Raw genomic sequence first — 18,832 nt, 5'->3', positions numbered from 1 at the left:
CATTACTGATTATTTTCTTTCATGCGAAGCTTTGTTGTTTCTTGTCTAATTAGTAATAATGCCATTTGGTAATCTTTAATATCTAGTACATTAGCTTTATACAACTCACGAATTTCATCCTCCATTAACATCAAATCACCAATGGGATCTCGTGTGTAAATATAAGTGCCATATGTTTTTAATAAATCATAAATATCTAACATTTTGTCCATTTTAGTTCGCTCCTCGTTGTGTTACACAGTCAATACGTTTTGTCGGTGTCACAATGATATCTACTGGGCAATCGTGCGCTTCTGTAGGTACGCGTTCATATAGCTGCTCATTAAATAGCAAAGACATGAGCTTACCCTTTTTATAGTTTAATACATAGCGATCATAATAACCACCGCCATAGCCTATTCGATAGCCGAACTTATCAAAAACAACTCCTGGAACAAGTATAACGTCCATTTCATTTGCGTCAACAAACTCACATTTCTCTGGAATTGGTTCACGCAAATGCATATAAACAGTTTCTAGCTGGGCAAACGAGTCAATGGCATAAAATAACATTTCTCTTGTTTTTGAGTTGCATTTAGGTACAGCGACTTTTTTACCAAGTTTCCACAGTTCTTCTATTAATAGAATTGTGTCGACTTCTGGCTTATTGGAAATAGTAATGCCAATTGTAGTTGCTTCTATTATATATGGTTCCTGTAGCACTTTTTTAACTACAGCATTTGATTGATCGTAGTAAGCTACTTCGCTAATTTTTGCAAGAGCTTCCTTTACCTCGTTCCGTAAAGTTGTTTTATCCATGCTAAGCTACCTCCTAAAATGTAGAAAGCCAAAACCACAAGTGGTTTTGGCTTAATGAGCGATTACTTAGTTTCACGGTGAAGAGTGTATTTCTTCTCGCGAGAGCAATATTTTTTAAGTTCAAGACGCTCTGGATTGTTACGCTTGTTCTTTTTAGAAATGTAGTTACGTTCGCCGCAATCTGTGCAAGCTAAAGTAATGTTTACGCGCATTATTAACCCTCCCACTCTATATCAAGAATTTAAATTTTGAGCATGATTTATACGACTAACCCATTATAACATAAAATGAAAAAAAATCTACCTTCATTTCATATTAAGTTTGCATATGGTAAAATACCTATAATTACATACTTAATGAGGTGAAACTATTGGATTTATCCATCATACTTATGATTGTGGGAATTCTCCTAATTATTGCGTCGTTCTTTTTCAAAAACAGCTCGAAAAAGGTCGAACAAGATGTAGAGGAGCTATCCATCTCTATTTTTCAAGAAACAAATAATTTAAAGCGTCGCATGAAAATTGTCGAGGAAGAGCTGTTATTAGAGCCAGAGTTTCAGGTTAAATCACCGTCAGCGCAAAATAACGCTATATCAGACCCAAAGGTTCAACAAGTTATGCAAGCTGTCCAACAGGCTGCTCAGGCATCGAAAACAGGGCCAGCTACTCCAAAAACGAAACCTATACATCAAATTATTGTCAGTCAGGTGCTTGAATTAAATAAGCAGGGTCTTTCTGTAGCAGATATTAGTATTCGTTCAAATTTAACTGAAGAGCAAGTCCGCCAAGTGATTGCAAACGGAGGTCGGTAATTCATGAATAAGTCCGCTATCCGTGCCTTTGGCATTGCGCTTTTTCTTGTCGGAGCTTTGCTAGCTTTAGCAGCTCGTTTCGATCTCAATATCGGTCTTCCAACTAAAGCTTCCCCAAATACAGAAAATGTAGAGGAGTTGCAAAAAAAGCTCGAACAGGCAAATAAAGAAATTGCATTGTTAAAGGAACAAGCGAAGCAAGCTCCAAAGGAAACTAATCAGAAGACAGATACACCTAAAACAACGACTAAAGACAATCATAAACCGGCAGATACATCAACAAACGCTACAACAATGTCACTCCAAATTTACAGCGGTATTACACCATATATCGTGGCACAAAAGCTTGAAGATGGTGGCATTATCGACAATAGTGTTGAAATGGAACTTTTACTCGCTAACCCTAAATACGCGCGAAGCTTACAAATTGGCTCTTACGAAGTCAATTCTTCGATGTCTTTAGAGGAAATTGCAAAATTGATTACAGGGAAAAAGCAATAATATAACGATTCCATTGGTAAAGATGGCTGTCACCAAAAATCACAACCACTGATTTTCGATGACAGCCTCTTTTGTTTCGTTTATGAAATCTGTTCTAAGAAAGCTCGCATCATTATACTGCCCTCTTGTGTCCCAATGGATTCTGGATGAAATTGCAGCCCAAAGAGTGGGTACTCCTTATGTTGAATTGCCATAATCTCACCATCATCACCGGACTTTGCTAAAATATTAAAATCCTTATGCAACGTGCTTTCCTCAATGACGAGAGAATGATAACGCATTACTGCGATTTTACCGTCTAACTGAGCAAATAAGCCTGTTTTTTCATATTGAATTGTCGATAATTTTCCATGCATTATATTTTTAGCTTGAACAATGTTTCCTCCAAAAGCTTGCCCTATCGATTGGTGCCCAAGACAAATGCCTAAAATCGGAAACTTCGTATAAAGCTCTTTAACAACATCCACTGTTATTCCTGCTTCAATTGGCGTACCTGGGCCGGGCGATAATATAATAGCTTCAGGTTGCATTTTCTGAATGTCTTCAATTGTTATTTCATCATTACGTACTACTTTTACATCTTTCCCAAGCATTCCTATTTGCTGAAATAAATTATATGTGAATGAATCATAGTTATCGATCAGTAAAATCATTTTTTACCTCCAATAACGCGCGAGCTTTATTTAGCGTTTCCTCGTATTCAGACAATGGTACAGAATCGTAAACAATACCAGCTCCTGCCTGCACATGGGCACGATGATCCTTTATGATCATTGTCCTAATGGCTAGTGCTAAATCCATATCCCCTGTAGCGGAAATATAGCCTACTGCACCTGAGTAGATACCACGCTTCACAGGCTCGAGCTCATTAATAAGCTGCATAGCGCGGATTTTCGGTGCACCTGATACTGTACCAGCAGGTAAGCAAGCCCGAAGAACATCCAAAACATGTACATCATCACGTAATTCGCCGATAACCTCTGAACCAATATGCATAACATGTTTATATCGCTCAATACTCATATATTTTATAAGCTTCACTGAACCCACTTTAGCAATACGTCCAAGATCATTACGCCCTAAATCTACCAGCATACGATGTTCAGCGATTTCTTTTTCATCATTTAATAAACCTTCCGCGATCGCGTTATCCTGCTCCAATGTTTTACCTCTTGGCTTCGTACCAGCGATAGGATTAGTCGTTACCTTTCGATCCTTCACCTTAACGAGACTTTCAGGAGATGTTCCTAAAATGGTATACGTTCCAAAATCCATATAGAACATATATGGTGAAGGGTTAGAAGTACGTAATTGACGATATAAAGCGAAAGGATTACCTGTATACGGTGAAGAGAAGCGTTGTGATAAAACAATTTGGAAAATATCACCCTTACGAATATGCTGTTTTGCACGTTCAACCAGTGCTACAAAATTTTCTTTGGCGATCATTGGTCTGAAATCTAACTCTCCAAACGTCGTGTCGTCAAACGTTGTTCCAGCATAAAGCTGCTCCTTCATCATAGAAATAGCTAATTCCATCGCTTCAAGAGAACGCCCTTCATCAAATAAATCAATTGCTGCTAGTGTAATCTCTTGCTTTAAATGATCAAAAACAATGAATGTATCATAGAAAAAGATATGGACATCCGGCATTTCTAAATCATCCTGTAAGTATTCGCCTATTTTCTCTGTATAAAATGCTGTTTCGTAACCAAAGAAACCGATTGCTCCTCCAAAAAAGGCAAACGGGTACTGCGCCTTATGAAATGGCATAACTTGCTGTAATTTTACTAATACATCGGCATTCGATTTTTCTGTTTCTCCATCTTTGGAAAAAGAATAACCATTCTTATCTCCAATCAGTTCTGCCATTGGATTGACGGCAATAAACGAGTAACGTCCACTTTCTTCATGCTTGGCAGACGATTCGAAAAGCATCTTATGCTCCCCTTCAAGTGATTGATAAACAGAAATTGGCGTCATCATATCACCCTGTAATGCCTTCATGGCAAACTTTCTAAGCTCAACTGTCATACTCTTTCTCTCCTCTTCTCTTCTTTACTCTGCTCTTCTACACCAAAATTGATCAATTGTGCACCGGCGTAATGGACGCTGCCGTTTCTTTAGCACTTCTCTTTCGCTTCTATAAACATGGCGTCCAGATTTTGAACTGTGGAAAACACTATTCATTCCGGCAAAACATATAAAAAGGCCTTCCCATCACAAAAGGACGGAAAAGCCGTGGTGCCACCTTCATTGGTCTTCATCACAATCAGCTGATACTCGGATACCCGCTGAAAGAGTTAAAAGACCCACTCTATACCCTGTAACGTAGGCAGACGCTAATCCATACTTTATTCTGGATTAGAGCTCCGAAGTCCATTCACTATTTATTTGTACTAGTTTCCACCCACCACTAGCTCTCTATAACAAATAACAATAGCTACTACTCTTCATCAAAGCTGATTACATGTATTCATTGTAAAGTAAAAAAACTAACAATTCAATTTTTTTTTTTATTACGAAGCCATTCATCTTCAGCTGGATTTGCTAGTATAATATTTTGTTCTTGAAAGATTTGACGTATAGCAAATAAAATATCTTGTCGCACATTTAGCATCTCTGCCGTATCATTTGTTGCTACAAAGAAACGTACAAGGACTCGATAGGAAGTTGGATAAAACTCATCAATAAATACATGAATCATTTCTTTTTCTGTTTGAGCATGCAAATATATTTCTTTTTGAATGGCACTTAAAGCACTGCGTAATATTTCTTCTTCATTTTCCGCAGCTACAAATAAAAATTGCTCACATTTTCGTTTTTCCCTTTTGGATAAATTATAGATTGGTCGATTTACCAAATAAGAGTTAGGTACATAAACAAGCCCTTTATCACCCGTTTGAATTAATGTACTTCGAAGATTAATATCCTCAATGGTTCCTTCAATTTTTTGATCCTCCGTTGCTACCCAATCACCAATTTGAAACGGGTTATCTAATGCGACTGACATCCCACCAAAAACATGTGCTAGTGTATCTCGAATACCAAAGGCAATCGCGACACCAGTTAAACCAATCCCGGTTAAAAAGCCATTCAAATTAAAATCCCAGAAAGAAGCAATCGTAAACATCGCCAATATCATTATGAGCACTTTTCCTATACGAAGAAAAAAAGGTAACAGAACATTTGGTTCCTCATCGTTATTCAACGGTAGTGGCTGCTTTGTATAATAATTTAAAACATCGTATACGCCTTTGAAGGCAAAAAAGACCATAATAGACAAGACAAAATTTTTAGTTGCTACATGTGTAAATAAAAAGATATCTAATAATATTGATAAGCTGAGTACAATAACTGCAGTCATAAATGCATAGCGAATCGCTTTATTAAATTGTGCGAGTACTGTTGCCTGAAAGTTACGCTGACGATTTCTCAGAAATGTAACAGTACGATTAATAATTTTCTTTATAATAAACTGCTGAAAAAGCCAACCAATTACACAAAGTGCAACGGCAATAATAATTTCCATCCACGTTGGGGTTGAAATATCAGGTAATAACCATTTTATTGAATTCAAATTTCATTCTCCTCTAACTACTATGTATATTCACAGAAAAGGAGCCGATCAATAATGACGATCAGCTCCGTTTTTATTGAATTGCATCATCCGCAAAAAAAGCCTTATTAGCAAACCAAAATTGCTGCTCATTAAAATTATGTTCATGCATAGCGATGACAGAAAATTCAGCATGGTACTTACGCTTCATTTCCTCAAGTACAGCCTTCGCTTGCTTTCCAACGAGATGATGTCCATCAATTGGAGTGCCTTCTGTAAAAATAATAATATCCGCTTCTGTACAATGCTGATTTTCTTGAAGCAAGCCCTTTACAAAATGGAGCACAGGTAGAACGGCAGCTTCTCCCTTTGCCTTATATTCAATAAAATCCTTAAAATCGGATAAATTTACATGTCCGTCTTCAAATCGAAAATGAACATGAACTTGACAGTCATATGGAACGATATATAAGTCTCGACGATCACGGTGCGCGCTCATAAATAACGGTAAGATTATGCTTTTACAAAGCTCAGAATATGCCGCCATACCAGCTGTTTGCTCAAGGCAAATAATAATTGGACCTGTTTCTTGTTTATATTCATCAAACGGAACATATAGGATGTTTCCTTTTTTTATTGTTTGACGATTAACCTTTCGACGCCTAGCTATCTGCCACTTTCGTTCATAATACAAGCGCTGCTCCTTGCCATTGGCCAATCGTTCGGCTTGCTCAATAGCTGGTATATTTCCACAAATTTCATGCATCATATCTGCTAATTCAAGTGTAAATGCTGCCATATTTCGTAATGTTTCACTCTTGTAAAAAAAATCAATAAAAAAATGTTGTTCTTTGTTACTTAATTCCTCAAGATGTAAGTTTTCATATAGAAAACGTAAAAAGTCACGTTGTTCCGACGTGAATTCCAGATCAAATTTCTTTATGAGTGATTCTACAGCGTCTTTCACGAAGCAGCACCTCCGCAGCACATTTTTTCGGATAATGTCTATAGTATAACCAAAATAAATTTTTGACAATACAATAACGTTTGCAGTATTTTGACGCTATTTTGATTAAAAATGTTGCTGTTATTTATTATTAATAAAGTATGATTCTTTGGTAAAATAAGGGGTTGATTTCCGTTCCAACTGAGCGTTTTCTTAGAAGCGCCCGAGGAGTCGCTCAGTCTCCACTCCAATCAACCATTTCACTTAACATGTACTTCTGGCACGTTACTCAAATTTATAGTGATAAATCATCAAGATGTATTTTTGTGCAAAAGCGCAGTTTTTACGAAGCTGCAGCAATAATGTAAGTGGAGGAAGCAGTTGGAATGCTCGCTCACAAAAAAGCGAGTAGCATGAAATACCCCTCATTTAAAACACTTCAACATTTACAAAGATTTTCTCGACCATTTTGTTTTTCAACAATAAAAAAAGAGCCTATAATCGGCTCTTCTCTTACTAATTATTTAATTCATAATGTTTACCTTTGACTAAGTAAAATAAATGTTCAGCAATATTTGTTGCATGGTCAGCTGAGCGCTCTAAATATCGGCAAACAAAGGTTAAGTGTGTGATTTGAGAAATATGTGCTGGATTTTCAGCTCCTGCGCGTAGCAATAGCGTGATTGTCGCTCCATATAAATCATCGACGTAATCATCTAGTTCAGCAATTTCCTTGGCATGAACAGTATCTTCCTCTGTAAAAGCTTTGATAATACTTTCTAGCATTTCTACAGTCTTATTACACATCGTTTGCAAATTTGTTGTAGGAAAGATAAGCGACTCTTTCCCAATACGAATCGTCTCTTTTGCAATATTCACTGCATAGTCCCCTACTCTCTCCATATCAGATGCTGCTTTGACAAGCACCATGAGACGACGTAAATCAGTAGCTACAGGCTGCTGCTTAGCAATTATTAAAATAATACGGTCATTGATTTCTTCTTCCAGACGATTGATGATTAAATCGTCCTCAAGAATCTTCAAGGATGTCTCTAAATCCTGATTTAATAATGCTTCAAATGCTATTTTAAGAGCGTTGATACTACTATTGGCAATCTCGATAAATTGTTCTTGGACTTCTTTTAATTCCTGTTCAAAACGTTCACGTACTACCATCTAATCTCCTCCTTAACCGAAACGACCTGAAATATAATCTTCAGTACGTTGATCTGCTGGTGTTTGGAAGATAACGTCTGTTTTATCGTACTCAACTACTTCTCCACTTAGGAAAAATGCTGTTCGATCAGAAATTCGTGCCGCTTGTTGCATATTATGTGTCACGATAATAATTGAATAATCTTTTTTCAGCTCTTGTACAAGTTCCTCGACTTTTAATGTTGAAATCGGATCAAGTGCAGATGTTGGCTCATCCATTAAAATAACATCTGGTTCAATCGCTAAACAGCGAGCAATACAGATTCGTTGTTGCTGACCACCTGATAAACCATATGCATTTTGATTTAAGCGATCTTTTACTTCATCCCAAATTGCCGCACCGCGTAAAGATTTTTCAACGATTTCATCAAGAATCTTTTTATTTTTTATGCCGTGGATACGTGGACCATATGCAATATTATCGTAAATAGACTTCGGGAATGGGTTTGGCTTCTGGAATACCATACCTACACGAGTGCGTAATTCCTCAACAGTATAGCTTTTATCTAAAATATTGCGCTCACGATATACTATTTCCCCTGATGTTCGAACACTCGGTACAAGCTCTACCATTCTATTTAGCGTTTTTAAATAAGTAGATTTCCCACAGCCTGAAGGGCCAATTATTGCTGTTACTTCATTTTCGTAGATGCTTAAATTAATGTCTTTTAAACCATGATGATCACCGTACCATAAATTTAAATTACGTGTATCATATACTACTTTTTTGGCAACATCAGCAGATGGCTTTGTAGCCGTATGAATCGATTTGACAACAGTTTTTTCCTCTTTTATACCCAGTACCATAAGGTCACCTCATTAATAACGTTTTTGGAATTTATTTCGAATAAAGATGGCAATAGAGTTCATCAGTAAAAGCACTGTCATAAGAACTAAAATACCGGCTGCCGCTACATATTGAAATGCCTCTTGCGGACGTTTTGCCCAATCGTAAATTTGCATTGGTAAAGCTGTGAATTGACTTAACAAACCATTAGGTAAAAACTGTAAAATAACAGGGATTCCAATAACAACAAGTGGTGCTGTTTCACCAATCGCGCGAGACATCGCTAATATACTTCCTGTTAAAATTCCAGGAATGGCTGCTGGTAGCACAACATGCAATATCGTTTGCCATTTTGTCGCGCCCATACCATAAGAAGCTTCGCGCTGTTCATTCGGTACTGCACGTATAGCCTCCTGGGCCGCAACAATGATCACTGGTAAAATTAATAAACTCATTGTTAAACCGGCTGCTAAAACACTTTTCCCTAGTCCCAACATTCGAACAAAAATTGTTAACCCCAGTAAACCAAACACAATGGAAGGTACACCTGCTAAGTTAGAAATATTCATACGAATAAAGTCATTTAGTCTATTTTTCTTCGCATATTCCTCTAAATAGATTGCAGTTCCTACACCTAGAATAATCGACACCGGAGCAACAACTGCCATCAGCCAAAGTGAACCTATTAAAGCTGCCTTAATGCCCGCTTTATCTGCAAAACGCGAAGCAAAGTTTGTTAAAAAATCGATTGTTAAATAGTCGACACCTTGTGTTACTATACGATAAAGCAAAATAGCTAGTATCACTAATGCAAAGGTCGTTGCTAAGAAGAAGAAGAACTTCCAAACTTTATTGAATGTAATACGCTTTGTCATTCGTTTCATGACGGCCGTGTCATCAATATATCGCATGCTAGTAAACCTCCCTGAAGCGTTTCGAAATATATTGAGCAAGTAAATTCATCACTAAAGTAAAGATAAATAATGTGAATCCTACTGAATAAATCGAATAATAAATTGTCGTACCATAGCCAGCATCGCCTGTTGCAACTTGTACTATATACGCAGTCATCGTTTGAATCGAGTCTGTCACACCTAAATCGAATTTAGGTGTAGATCCACCTGCAAGTGATACGATCATCGTTTCACCAATTGCCCGGGAAATAGCGAGGACAACTGAAGCAATAATGCCTGATAATGCAGCTGGTAATACTACTTTTATAGCTACTTCAAACTTTGTTGCTCCAAGAGCTAGAGCTCCTTCACGCATACTATTCGGGACAGATGACATCGCATCCTCTGAAAGTGACGTAATCATTGGTAGAATCATAATACCTACAACAATCCCCGGACTAAGCGCATTAAATAGTTTCAGTCCTGGAATAATTTGCTGTAACATCGGCGTTACAAACGTTAATGCGAAGAAGCCATAAACGATCGTTGGTACACCTGCTAACACTTCTAAAATAGGCTTAACCGTACGTCTTATTTTTTCGCTTGCATATTCACTTAAATAGATTGCAGAAGCAATGCCAAATGGTACTGCTACGACAACTGCAATAAGTGTGACTTTCAATGTTCCAGCTATTAAAGGTAAAATCCCAAATAATGGTTCCTTCCCTGAAAACGGTAGCCACTGTGTACCAAATAGGAAATCCGTAATCGAAACACGTTTAAAGAATTCAAACGTTTCAAAAATAAGGGTGAAAACAATGCCAAATGTCGTCAATATAGAGATAAGTGCCGCAGAAAATAATAGTGTTGGCATTGCTTTTTCCACTATTTTCCTTGTTTTTTTATTGCGCGAATTTGCAATTAATTGCTGCACAGATGATGTCTTGTTTTCTTTTTGAGAAACCATTGGGTGCTCCTTTCAAATAAGAGAGGGAAAGAGCATACATCTCTTTCCCTCTATGCATGTCTACTTATTTTAAGCCTTCTAAAGTTTTTAAAGCTTCACTATATTTATCTTCTGGTAGACTGACATAACCAACAGCATCTGCCATGTCTCCCCCGTGCTCAAGTGTAAATTTGACGAAATCATATGCCGCTTCGTTTTCTTTCATAGCACTATTTTTCACATATACAAATAGTGGTCGTGAAAGTGGTGCGTATTCACCAGATTCAATTGTTTTATTTGTTGGCTCAATGCCGTTTACTTTCACAACACTTAATTTATCTTTATTTTCTAAGTAGTAAGCATAGCCAAAGAAGCCGATTGCGTTTTTGTCACCTGCTACACCTTGAACTAGCATGTTATCATCCTCTGATAATGTTGCTGTTTTTGCTAGATCAGCACCGTCTAAAATCGTTTCATCAAAGTAATCGTACGTCCCTGAGTCAGTACCCGGTGAGTAGTAGACGATTTTTTCATCTGGCCAAGATGGATCAATATCAGACCATTTCTTAGGTTTCCCATCTTCAACCCAAATTTTCTTTAATTGCTCAATTGTTAGATCTTTCGCCCAATCATTTTCAGGGTTCACGACAACCGATATGCCATCATATGCTAAAGGAAGCTCTGTAAAAGCAATTCCTGCTTTCTCTAGTTTTGCTTTCTCTTCATCTTTTACCGGACGAGATGCATTTGAAAAGTCTGTCTCACCTGCGATGAATTTTTCAAAGCCACCACCTGTACCTGAAACACCTACCGATACTTTGACATTCGGTTGAGTCCCTGCATATTCTTCAACAACTGCTTCAATAATTGGTGCGACTGTTGATGAACCATCCCCAGCTACAGCTCCTTGCAGTTTTTTGTCTGCAGCGTCTTGTCCTGAGCTCGCTGGTGCGTTTGTTTCTGCATTGTTACCCTTTTGTGCAGAGTCACTACCACAAGCACCAAGCATTAATGCTGAACCCATTACCGCTGTCATCGTTAAGTACTTCCACTTTTTCATCTCATTTGCCTCCGTCACTAACATTTTTATAGTTATTTGTCTTACAATCTTTACTATAATGACTAAATGTTGAAGTCGTATAAACAGTTCGTAAAAGAGACGTAAAGGAATGTAATGCTTTGTAAATGATTGTAAAGATGAATTTACAATTGTAGCTGTCGCACATATAAACAATGCGTCCAGATTTCGAATTGTGCTTAGACCTGCATCGGTAATGCCACAGTACATGGCGTTTTTACCGATGCAGGTCAGATAGCCGTTTTCTAATAATCAGATAAACTTGCTTCCTTATGGAAAAATGCTATAATAAGCAATTGTGTCAGGAAATAATCTAAGAGGAGTTTGACTTTGTGATTAAACATACAAAAGTACAAAATACCGATTACTTTAAAACGTATTTAACACTTATTATGGAACATCGTGAATATACTCTACAGGAAGCCGTTGATTTTATGGTAGAGTCTTATTTCTGTAATAATATAGAGCTTTATGGATTAAAACCGAAACAACAATTTGAAATAGCTATTCAACAATTATCTGTATAATAAGTCTTTTAGATAAAAATAAATAAAACACGGTATGAAATGGCGATCTTTCATACCGTGTTTTTTCGCGGGTATTCAATAATACTCTAAAACTATAAAAAACCGCTAGGCATGTAAATGCACTAGCGGTTTCTCTTATTTTTGCTCATCTTCACTAATTTTGTCTTTTGTAATAGCCGGTAAAATTGGTTGTTTTACATTACTGTCAGTCACTTTTTCAGCTTTGTATTTTGCTTTTAACTCAAAATATTTATCTACAGCTTTTCTAGCAATTTCATTATTATTTGATAAATGCACAGACGTGTAAGTCGTTGCCCACGGAATGACAACCGCGTAGGCAATTTCAGGATTGTCATACGGTGCAAAGCCAACATGAGTTAAGTTAATTGTACTTGTACCATAATATTGTTTTAAAGGTCCATAGTAAACTACCTCAGCTGTCCCTGTTTTCCCTGCCGCTGTATAAGGTGCATTTGCAAATTGTCTTTTTGCCGTACCATTTGCGCCCGTATAAACACGACGTAATCCTTGTTTCACATAGTTAATCTCATCTGAAGAATTATCAATATGATTTAAAATTGTTGGACCTATTTCTGTTACTAATTGGCCTAATGATTGCCCATCATTTGATGGTTCACGTATTTCCTTCACAACATGTGGCTGAATGCGATAGCCGCCATTTGCGATTGTCGAGATATACTGTACCAATTGTAACGGTGTATACGTATCATACTGTCCAATCGCTAAGTCGAGTGCTTTACCCCCGTAGGTTGGACCACTCGGACCTTGTACCCCACTGAATTCATTTGGTAAATCAATCCCTGTATTTACACCTAACCCAAATTGTGCATAAGAATTCCGCATTTTTGGGAAAGTATCATCATTTAAACGAAGTGGCATCCCATAGCTATATGGTGTTCCATTAATAAGCAAAGCTGTTTTAAACATATAAACGTTAGAAGATTGCTCCAAGGCTCTTAAACCATCCATTGTAATATAACCACTACGGTTAAAAATAGAAGATTTCTTTTGAGTATTCAGTAATTGAATCGGTTCATCTCCAAATATAGTACTTGGCTGGATGGCTCCTAATTTATACCCAGTTAGCAATGTTGCTGCTTTAACTGCAGAACCAGACTCATAAGCTGTTGTAAAGGTTCCGTACGAATAATCGACGATCTCAATTTTTCCTGTTTCAGGATTTTTCTCAATCTTCTTACCAGTCATTGATAAAATGTCGCCCGTATTTGGGTCCATCATTACTAAAAAGGCACGATCAAGTAAATGCGAACCACCTTTTGCTTTTAAATTAAGCAATTCTTGCTCAACAATTTTTTCAGTTTCTACTTGTAGCTCACTATCAATTGTCAGTTTTAAATCTTTACCAGGCTCACCTTCATAGGTCGTAATGGTATCGACTACCTGCCCTTTTTTATTCGTAATATTTTTAACAACTGATTTTTGCCCTTGCAGTAAATCTTCATATTGCGCTTCAATATAACTTTCACCAACACGGTCATTTCGTGAATAATCACGAGCTAAATAATAATTCAGCTTTTCTCTCGGAATCCCTTTTGCTGGTACTGTTGTGCGTCCTAAAATAGCGAGTGATGATAATTTCAAACGCTTCCAATCAGTTGTTGTGTTAACGCCTGGTAATTGAGTTAAACGCTCAGAGACACGTGCAAATTCATCGGCAGATACATTTTCACTCTTAATAATTTGCGGTGACAAATTGTATCCTGATGCCATCTCTCGATAGATTGCTAGTACTTCTAAGTCCTTTTCTGTCAATTGCAATAATTCTTCGTTTGTGATTCGTTCACGAACAAGTTTATCTATCTGTGCATTGATTTGACTTTCCGTTACATTTTCTTGTGCCCTAATTTTCTTTTTTTCTTTCTCTGTTACTTTTTCATAGGCAGCGTCATGATTTTTTATCATCCAAAAATCTTGTTTGTCACGTAATGTGACACGGTTCGTTGGTTGCTCAATCAATTGTGCCAGCTTTTCGGCTATGTCTAGCATGTCCTTAGTTTTTGTTGTCGACATTTTCGTATACGTAATGGCATTTTCTGGTTGGTTATCTACTAAAATACGGCCGTATCGATCATACATACGTCCCCTTGGCACACTTGTATTGACAGCTACTTCCTCTTTACGCTCTAAATCGCGTACATAATCTTCCCCTTTTACGATTTGCATATAGCCAAGTCTAAAAATTAGCATTGAAAATACGAGAAATATAGCAAAGAAAAGGACATTCATACGAAATGTTAAATTAGAGTGATGTTTTGCTTTAACACTCGTCGCGCGATTTTTTCCCGGTGCTTTGCGCATATGTATTCCCCTCCTCATCTAATTACATTTTAAATACACGATATTTAGTATACCATTCGAAGGTACGACAGGAAAGCATGCACTTGAGAATTTATGATTGAATACATCATTTATTTGACCGCACTTTAAGGTGAAAAGTTTCTGTTTTTTATCGATTGCTAGAAAAATAGTTTTTTATTGCGGGGAGAGACACAATTTGAAGCTCTTCAAACGTTCCGGCGTTCGCTACCTCCCTTTCAGCCCAACTGACTGCCATTTTTTTAACTGGCGTGTTGGGGCATTCACATCCATCTTTTATCTTATTGGATTCCTCAAAGATTATAGAACCTGTTTTCTTCACAGGTATTCAATAATACTCTAAAACTGTAAAAAAACCGCTAGGCATGTAAATGCACTAGCGGTTTCTCTTATTTTTGCTCATCTTCACCAATCTTGTCTTTTGTAACAGCCGGTAAAATTGGTTGTTTTACATTACTGTCAGTCACTTTTTCAGCTTGATATTTTGCTTTTAACTCAAAATATTTATCTACAGCTTCGCGAGCAATAATGTTGTTATTTGGCAAATGTTCACGACCTGTTGTTGCCCACGGAATGACAACAGCATAGGCAATTTCAGGATTTTCATAAGGAGCAAAACCAACATGAGTAAAAGTAAGTGTATTCGTACCATAATACTCTTTTAACGGTCCGAAATACACTACCTCAGCTGTTCCTGTTTTCCCTGCCGCGGTATATGGAGTATTTGCAAATTGACCTCGCGCAGTACCTTGCGAACCTGTATAAACTAGGCGTAACCCTTTTTTCACATAATCAATTTCTTCTACAGAATTATCGATACGATTTAAAATTGTTGGTCCTATTTCAGTCACTAATTGACCTAACTGTTGCCCATCATTTGATGGCTCACGTACCTCTTTCACAACATGTGGTTGAATGCGATAGCCGCCATTTGCGATTGTCGAGATATATTGCACCAATTGTAACGGTGTATACGTATCATACTGTCCAATCGCTAAGTCGAGTGCTTTACCCCCGTAGGCTGGACCACTCGGACCTTGTACCCCACTAAATTCATTTGGTAAATCAATCCCTGTATTTACACCTAACCCGAATTGTGCATAAGAATTCCGCATTTTTGGGAATGTATCGTCATTTAAACGAAGTGGCATCCCATAGCTATATGGTGTTCCATTAATAAGCAAAGCTGTTTTAAACATATAAACGTTTGAAGATTGCTCTAAGGCTCTTAAACCATCCATTGAAATATAGCCACCAGGGTTAAAAATTGATTTTTTTGAATCAGTACCCTTTAACCAGATTGGTTCATCCCCTAATACAGTACTTGGCTTAATGGCTCCTAATTTATACCCAGTTAGCAATGTTGCTGCTTTAACTGCAGAACCAGACTCATAAGCTGTTGTAAAGGTTCCGTACGAATAATCAACGACTTCATTTTTCCCTGTTTCAGGATTTTTCTCAATCTTCTTACCAACCATCGATAAAATATCGCCTGTATTCGGGTCCATCATTACTAAAAAGGCACGATCAAGTAGTCGCGAACCCCCTCGTGATTTTAATTTAAGCAATTCTCGTTCGACAATTTTTTCTGTTTCTAATTGTAGCTCACTATCAAGTGTCAGTTTCAAATCTTTACCAGGCTCGCCTTCATAAGTCGTAACAGTATCGACTACCTGGCCTTTTTTATTCGTAATATTTTTAACAACTGATTTTTGCCCTTGCAGTAAATCTTCATATTGCGCTTCGATATAACTTTCACCAACACGGTCATTTCGTGAATAATCACGTGCTAAATAATAATTCAGCTTTTCTCTCGGAATCCCTTTTGCTGGTACTGTTGTGCGTCCTAAAATAGCGAGTGATGATAATTTCAAACGCTTCCAATCAGTTGTTGTGTTAACGCCTGGTAATTGAGTTAAACGCTCAGAGACACGTGCAAATTCATCGGCAGATACATTTTCACTCTTAATAATTTGCGGTGACAAATTGTATCCTGATGCCATCTCTCGATAGATTGCTAGTACTTCTAAGTCCTTTTCTGTCAATTGCAATAATTCTTCGTTTGTGATTCGTTCACGAACAAGTTTATCTATCTGTGCATTGATTTGACTTTCCGTTACATCTTCTTGTGCCCTAATTTTCTTTTTTTCTTTCTCTGTTACTTTTTCATAGGCAGCGTCATGATTTTTTATCATCCAAAAATCTTGTTTGTCACGTAATGTGACACGGTTCGTTGGTTGCTCAATCAATTGTGCCAGCTTTTCGGCTATGTCTAGCATGTCCTTAGTTTTTGTCGTCGACATTTTCGTATACGTAATGGCATTTTCCGGTTGGTTATCTACTAAAATACGGCCGTATCGATCATACATACGTCCCCTTGGCACACTTGTATTGACAGCTACTTCCTCTTTACGCTCTAAATCGCGTACATAATCTTCCCCTTTTACGATTTGCATATAGCCAAGTCTAAAAATTAGCATTGAAAATACGAGAAATATAGCAAAGAAAAGGACATTCATACGAAATGTTAAATTAGAGTGATGTTTTGCTTTAACACTCGTCGCGCGATTTTTTCCCGGTGCTTTGCGCATATGTATTCTCCTCCTCTTCTAATTACAATTTAAATACACGATATTTAGTATACCATTCGAAGGTACGACAGGAACGCATACACTTAAGAATTTACGCTTGAACACATCATTTATTTGACGGCACTTTAAGATGAAAAGTTTCTGTTTTTTATCGATTGCTAGAAAAATAGTTTTTTATTGCGGGGAGAGACACAATTTGAAGCTCTTCAAACGTTCCGGCGCTCGCTACCTCCCTTTCAGCCCAATTGACTGCCAATTTTTCCAACTGGCGTGTTGGGGCACTCACCTCCATCTTTTATCTTATTGAATTCCTCAAAGATTATAGAACCTAAAAAAGACAGCAAAAAAGGCTATGCCGCGGTGACTTATCACCTTTGACATAGCCTTCTATTAACCAGAGATTATTTTGCAGCTTGGAATTTAGCTTCCACTACATCCCAGTTTACTACGTTCCAGAATGCACCGATGTAATCTGGACGACGGTTTTGATAGTTTAAGTAGTAAGCATGCTCCCAAACGTCTAAACCTAGAACTGGAGTTTTACCTTCCATAACTGGAGAGTCTTGATTTGGAGTAGATGTAACAGCAACTGAGTCACCATCAACGATTAACCAAGCCCAACCTGAACCGAAGCGAGTTGTAGCAGCTTTTGCAAATTCTTCTTTGAATGCATCGAAAGAACCGAATTTAGCATCGATAGCTTTTGCAACTTCGCCAACTGGAGTATTTGAACCGCCTGGAGCGATTACTTCCCAGAATAATGAGTGGTTAGCATGTCCGCCACCGTTGTTACGTACAGCAGTTTGTTTGTCTGCTGGAAGAGCATCAATGTTTGCGATAAGATCGTTAATGTCTTTTTCAGCAAATTCAGTGCCTTCTACTGCTGCGTTTAAGTTTGTTACATAAGTATTGTGGTGTTTAGAATGGTGAATTTCCATTGTTTTTGCATCGATATGTGGTTCTAATGCGTCATAAGCGTAAGTTAATTGTGGTAATTCGTAAGCCATTGTTAAGTTCCTCCCTAAAGTAAAGAAATAATTAATACATTCTTAGATTATCAAAATTGGTCAAACCATTCAACGAAAAATACTTCAAATTGAAGATTTCAGCCTTTTGACTGAAAAGCCAATACGATTACTATACTACCCCGTTTTCCAAATAGCTAAACTACAGGGAGGAAATTATATCGCTATAAAGAACACGACAATCATAACTATTTGAATCGCTGCTTTTGCAAGTGTCGATGTTAAGAAGCCAACAAGTGAGCCAACACCGCTTTTCACAGCCTCTCCAAATGTACGGCGCTCTACGATTAATTCTCCAATCACAGCTCCTAAAAATGGACCGACTAATATACCTACAACCGGAATAACGAACGGACCAATTAATAAACCAATGGTACTACCCCACATACCAGCATTTGAACCACCAAATTTTTTAATACCAAAGGCATTGGCTACAGAATCAGCAACAAATAAAATGACAACAAATAAAATTTCACTCGCCCAGAACAACCAGCTTAGCTCCGCGAATGAAAAAAATAATCCATATACTAAAAAACCACCGATTAAAAAAATCACACCTGGAATGATCGGGTATACCAATCCAACAAATGAAATGATAAAGCAGGCAATCACTAAAATCCAGCCAACAATTTCCATGAAAATTCTCTCCTTTTGTCGTGCATTGCCTTTCATACGGATTTACAAAGCTGTAGGTTTCATTTATCTTCACTCAGCCAATGTTTTCTGCGCGAAAGCGTAGCGACAGCGGCAAATGTTTTCTGTAGCGAAAGCGAAGCGACAGCTACAATTACGCT

Annotated in this window: 20 protein-coding genes and 1 other annotated feature; of the genes, 3 read left to right on the top strand and 17 right to left on the bottom strand. The window is 37.5% G+C overall.

Features of this window, described 5'->3' with window-relative positions; translation table 11 throughout:
* Positions 1-2: 2 nt before the first annotated feature.
* From ACYQ73_RS20390 to rpmG, 3 genes are all read right to left on the bottom strand, one after another.
* Positions 3-212, bottom strand: a complete 210-nt coding sequence (locus tag ACYQ73_RS20390; RefSeq protein ID WP_460014142.1) for a YqgQ family protein — start codon at positions 210-212, stop codon at positions 3-5.
* A gap of 1 nt (position 213) precedes the next feature.
* Positions 214-798, bottom strand: a complete 585-nt coding sequence (locus ACYQ73_RS20385; RefSeq protein WP_460014141.1) for a 5-formyltetrahydrofolate cyclo-ligase — start codon at positions 796-798, stop codon at positions 214-216.
* A 62-nt stretch (positions 799-860) separates the two neighbouring features.
* The gene (gene rpmG, locus ACYQ73_RS20380; protein WP_008408521.1) at positions 861-1,010 is read right to left on the bottom strand and encodes a 50S ribosomal protein L33; all 150 of its coding nucleotides are present in this window, start codon (positions 1,008-1,010) and stop codon (positions 861-863) included.
* 149 nt (positions 1,011-1,159) lie between these two features.
* Here rpmG and ACYQ73_RS20375 point away from each other — a divergent pair, with 149 nt between their 5' ends.
* Positions 1,160-1,612: a hypothetical protein gene (locus ACYQ73_RS20375; RefSeq protein WP_460014140.1), complete on the top strand. Its 453-nt coding sequence runs from the start codon at positions 1,160-1,162 to the stop codon at positions 1,610-1,612.
* A gap of 3 nt (positions 1,613-1,615) precedes the next feature.
* Positions 1,616-2,113, top strand: coding sequence for a hypothetical protein (locus tag ACYQ73_RS20370; protein ID WP_460014139.1), 498 nt, complete (start codon positions 1,616-1,618; stop codon positions 2,111-2,113).
* A gap of 80 nt (positions 2,114-2,193) precedes the next feature.
* Here ACYQ73_RS20370 and ACYQ73_RS20365 read toward each other — a convergent pair whose 3' ends face one another.
* From ACYQ73_RS20365 to ACYQ73_RS20325, 9 genes are all read right to left on the bottom strand, one after another.
* Positions 2,194-2,766, bottom strand: coding sequence for an anthranilate synthase component II (locus ACYQ73_RS20365; protein ID WP_460014138.1), 573 nt, complete (start codon positions 2,764-2,766; stop codon positions 2,194-2,196).
* The gene (gene trpE / locus ACYQ73_RS20360; protein ID WP_460014137.1) at positions 2,747-4,147 is read right to left on the bottom strand and encodes an anthranilate synthase component I; all 1,401 of its coding nucleotides are present in this window, start codon (positions 4,145-4,147) and stop codon (positions 2,747-2,749) included. The genes ACYQ73_RS20365 and trpE overlap by 20 nt, the downstream gene beginning before the upstream one ends.
* Before the next feature lie 189 nt (positions 4,148-4,336).
* Positions 4,337-4,582: a binding site (T-box leader), on the bottom strand.
* Positions 4,583-4,616: 34 nt separating this feature from the next.
* Positions 4,617-5,693, bottom strand: coding sequence for a mechanosensitive ion channel family protein (locus ACYQ73_RS20355; RefSeq protein ID WP_460014136.1), 1,077 nt, complete (start codon positions 5,691-5,693; stop codon positions 4,617-4,619).
* A 73-nt stretch (positions 5,694-5,766) separates the two neighbouring features.
* Positions 5,767-6,639 (bottom strand): hypothetical protein, encoded by an 873-nt coding sequence (locus ACYQ73_RS20350; RefSeq protein ID WP_460014135.1) that lies wholly within the window; start codon positions 6,637-6,639, stop codon positions 5,767-5,769.
* Between the two features lie 495 nt (positions 6,640-7,134).
* Positions 7,135-7,794, bottom strand: coding sequence for a phosphate signaling complex protein PhoU (gene phoU, locus ACYQ73_RS20345; RefSeq protein WP_460014134.1), 660 nt, complete (start codon positions 7,792-7,794; stop codon positions 7,135-7,137).
* Between the two features lie 12 nt (positions 7,795-7,806).
* A complete protein-coding gene (gene pstB / locus ACYQ73_RS20340) occupies positions 7,807-8,640 on the bottom strand; it encodes a phosphate ABC transporter ATP-binding protein PstB (protein ID WP_460014133.1) in 834 nt (277 codons plus the stop codon).
* Positions 8,641-8,652: 12 nt separating this feature from the next.
* A complete protein-coding gene (pstA, locus tag ACYQ73_RS20335) occupies positions 8,653-9,531 on the bottom strand; it encodes a phosphate ABC transporter permease PstA (RefSeq protein ID WP_460014132.1) in 879 nt (292 codons plus the stop codon).
* Position 9,532: 1 nt separating this feature from the next.
* Complete coding sequence (pstC, locus tag ACYQ73_RS20330) at positions 9,533-10,480, bottom strand: phosphate ABC transporter permease subunit PstC (RefSeq protein ID WP_460014131.1); 948 nt, start codon at positions 10,478-10,480, stop codon at positions 9,533-9,535.
* 64 nt (positions 10,481-10,544) lie between these two features.
* Positions 10,545-11,519: a PstS family phosphate ABC transporter substrate-binding protein gene (locus ACYQ73_RS20325; protein ID WP_460014130.1), complete on the bottom strand. Its 975-nt coding sequence runs from the start codon at positions 11,517-11,519 to the stop codon at positions 10,545-10,547.
* Positions 11,520-11,869: 350 nt separating this feature from the next.
* On the opposite strand from ACYQ73_RS20325, the gene ACYQ73_RS20320 reads away from it, so the two are divergent.
* On the top strand, positions 11,870-12,064 hold the full coding sequence (locus ACYQ73_RS20320; protein WP_427447921.1) for a hypothetical protein: 195 nt from the start codon (positions 11,870-11,872) through the stop codon (positions 12,062-12,064).
* A gap of 135 nt (positions 12,065-12,199) precedes the next feature.
* Here ACYQ73_RS20320 and ACYQ73_RS20315 read toward each other — a convergent pair whose 3' ends face one another.
* The 5 genes from ACYQ73_RS20315 to ACYQ73_RS20295 all read right to left on the bottom strand — a co-directional run bounded on the left by ACYQ73_RS20315 (position 12,200) and on the right by ACYQ73_RS20295 (position 18,674).
* Positions 12,200-14,404, bottom strand: coding sequence for a peptidoglycan D,D-transpeptidase FtsI family protein (locus ACYQ73_RS20315; protein ID WP_460014129.1), 2,205 nt, complete (start codon positions 14,402-14,404; stop codon positions 12,200-12,202).
* Between the two features lie 148 nt (positions 14,405-14,552).
* A complete protein-coding gene (locus ACYQ73_RS20310) occupies positions 14,553-14,744 on the bottom strand; it encodes a hypothetical protein (RefSeq protein ID WP_460014128.1) in 192 nt (63 codons plus the stop codon).
* A 67-nt stretch (positions 14,745-14,811) separates the two neighbouring features.
* Entirely contained in the window at positions 14,812-17,013 is a 2,202-nt protein-coding gene (locus ACYQ73_RS20305; protein ID WP_460014127.1) for a peptidoglycan D,D-transpeptidase FtsI family protein, read from the bottom strand.
* A 401-nt stretch (positions 17,014-17,414) separates the two neighbouring features.
* Positions 17,415-18,020 carry a superoxide dismutase gene (locus tag ACYQ73_RS20300; RefSeq protein ID WP_460014126.1) on the bottom strand — a complete coding sequence of 202 codons (606 nt, stop codon included), beginning with the start codon at positions 18,018-18,020 and terminating at the stop codon, positions 17,415-17,417.
* Between the two features lie 174 nt (positions 18,021-18,194).
* Positions 18,195-18,674, bottom strand: a complete 480-nt coding sequence (locus ACYQ73_RS20295; RefSeq protein WP_460014125.1) for a DUF456 domain-containing protein — start codon at positions 18,672-18,674, stop codon at positions 18,195-18,197.
* Between the last annotated feature and the right edge of the window lie 158 nt (positions 18,675-18,832).

Source organism: Lysinibacillus sp. CTST325 (genome assembly GCF_054665055.1).
Note: the sequence above shows the minus strand (reverse complement) of the source record. Positions and strands in the feature narration are given on the sequence as shown.

What these genes read in the sequence shown, in the direction of transcription:
- ACYQ73_RS20390 (WP_460014142.1), bottom strand. Translation starts at nt 212, where the DNA reads ATGGACAAAATGTTAGATATTTATGATTTATTAAAAACATATGGCACT.
- pstB (WP_460014133.1), bottom strand. Translation starts at nt 8,640, where the DNA reads ATGGTACTGGGTATAAAAGAGGAAAAAACTGTTGTCAAATCGATTCAT.
- ACYQ73_RS20295 (WP_460014125.1), bottom strand. Translation starts at nt 18,674, where the DNA reads ATGGAAATTGTTGGCTGGATTTTAGTGATTGCCTGCTTTATCATTTCA.
- rpmG (WP_008408521.1), bottom strand. Translation starts at nt 1,010, where the DNA reads ATGCGCGTAAACATTACTTTAGCTTGCACAGATTGCGGCGAACGTAAC.
- ACYQ73_RS20315 (WP_460014129.1), bottom strand. Translation starts at nt 14,404, where the DNA reads ATGCGCAAAGCACCGGGAAAAAATCGCGCGACGAGTGTTAAAGCAAAA.
- pstC (WP_460014131.1), bottom strand. Translation starts at nt 10,480, where the DNA reads ATGGTTTCTCAAAAAGAAAACAAGACATCATCTGTGCAGCAATTAATT.
- pstA (WP_460014132.1), bottom strand. Translation starts at nt 9,531, where the DNA reads ATGCGATATATTGATGACACGGCCGTCATGAAACGAATGACAAAGCGT.
- trpE (WP_460014137.1), bottom strand. Translation starts at nt 4,147, where the DNA reads ATGACAGTTGAGCTTAGAAAGTTTGCCATGAAGGCATTACAGGGTGAT.
- ACYQ73_RS20370 (WP_460014139.1), top strand. Translation starts at nt 1,616, where the DNA reads ATGAATAAGTCCGCTATCCGTGCCTTTGGCATTGCGCTTTTTCTTGTC.
- ACYQ73_RS20385 (WP_460014141.1), bottom strand. Translation starts at nt 798, where the DNA reads ATGGATAAAACAACTTTACGGAACGAGGTAAAGGAAGCTCTTGCAAAA.
- ACYQ73_RS20300 (WP_460014126.1), bottom strand. Translation starts at nt 18,020, where the DNA reads ATGGCTTACGAATTACCACAATTAACTTACGCTTATGACGCATTAGAA.
- ACYQ73_RS20365 (WP_460014138.1), bottom strand. Translation starts at nt 2,766, where the DNA reads ATGATTTTACTGATCGATAACTATGATTCATTCACATATAATTTATTT.
- phoU (WP_460014134.1), bottom strand. Translation starts at nt 7,794, where the DNA reads ATGGTAGTACGTGAACGTTTTGAACAGGAATTAAAAGAAGTCCAAGAA.
- ACYQ73_RS20325 (WP_460014130.1), bottom strand. Translation starts at nt 11,519, where the DNA reads ATGAAAAAGTGGAAGTACTTAACGATGACAGCGGTAATGGGTTCAGCA.
- ACYQ73_RS20305 (WP_460014127.1), bottom strand. Translation starts at nt 17,013, where the DNA reads ATGCGCAAAGCACCGGGAAAAAATCGCGCGACGAGTGTTAAAGCAAAA.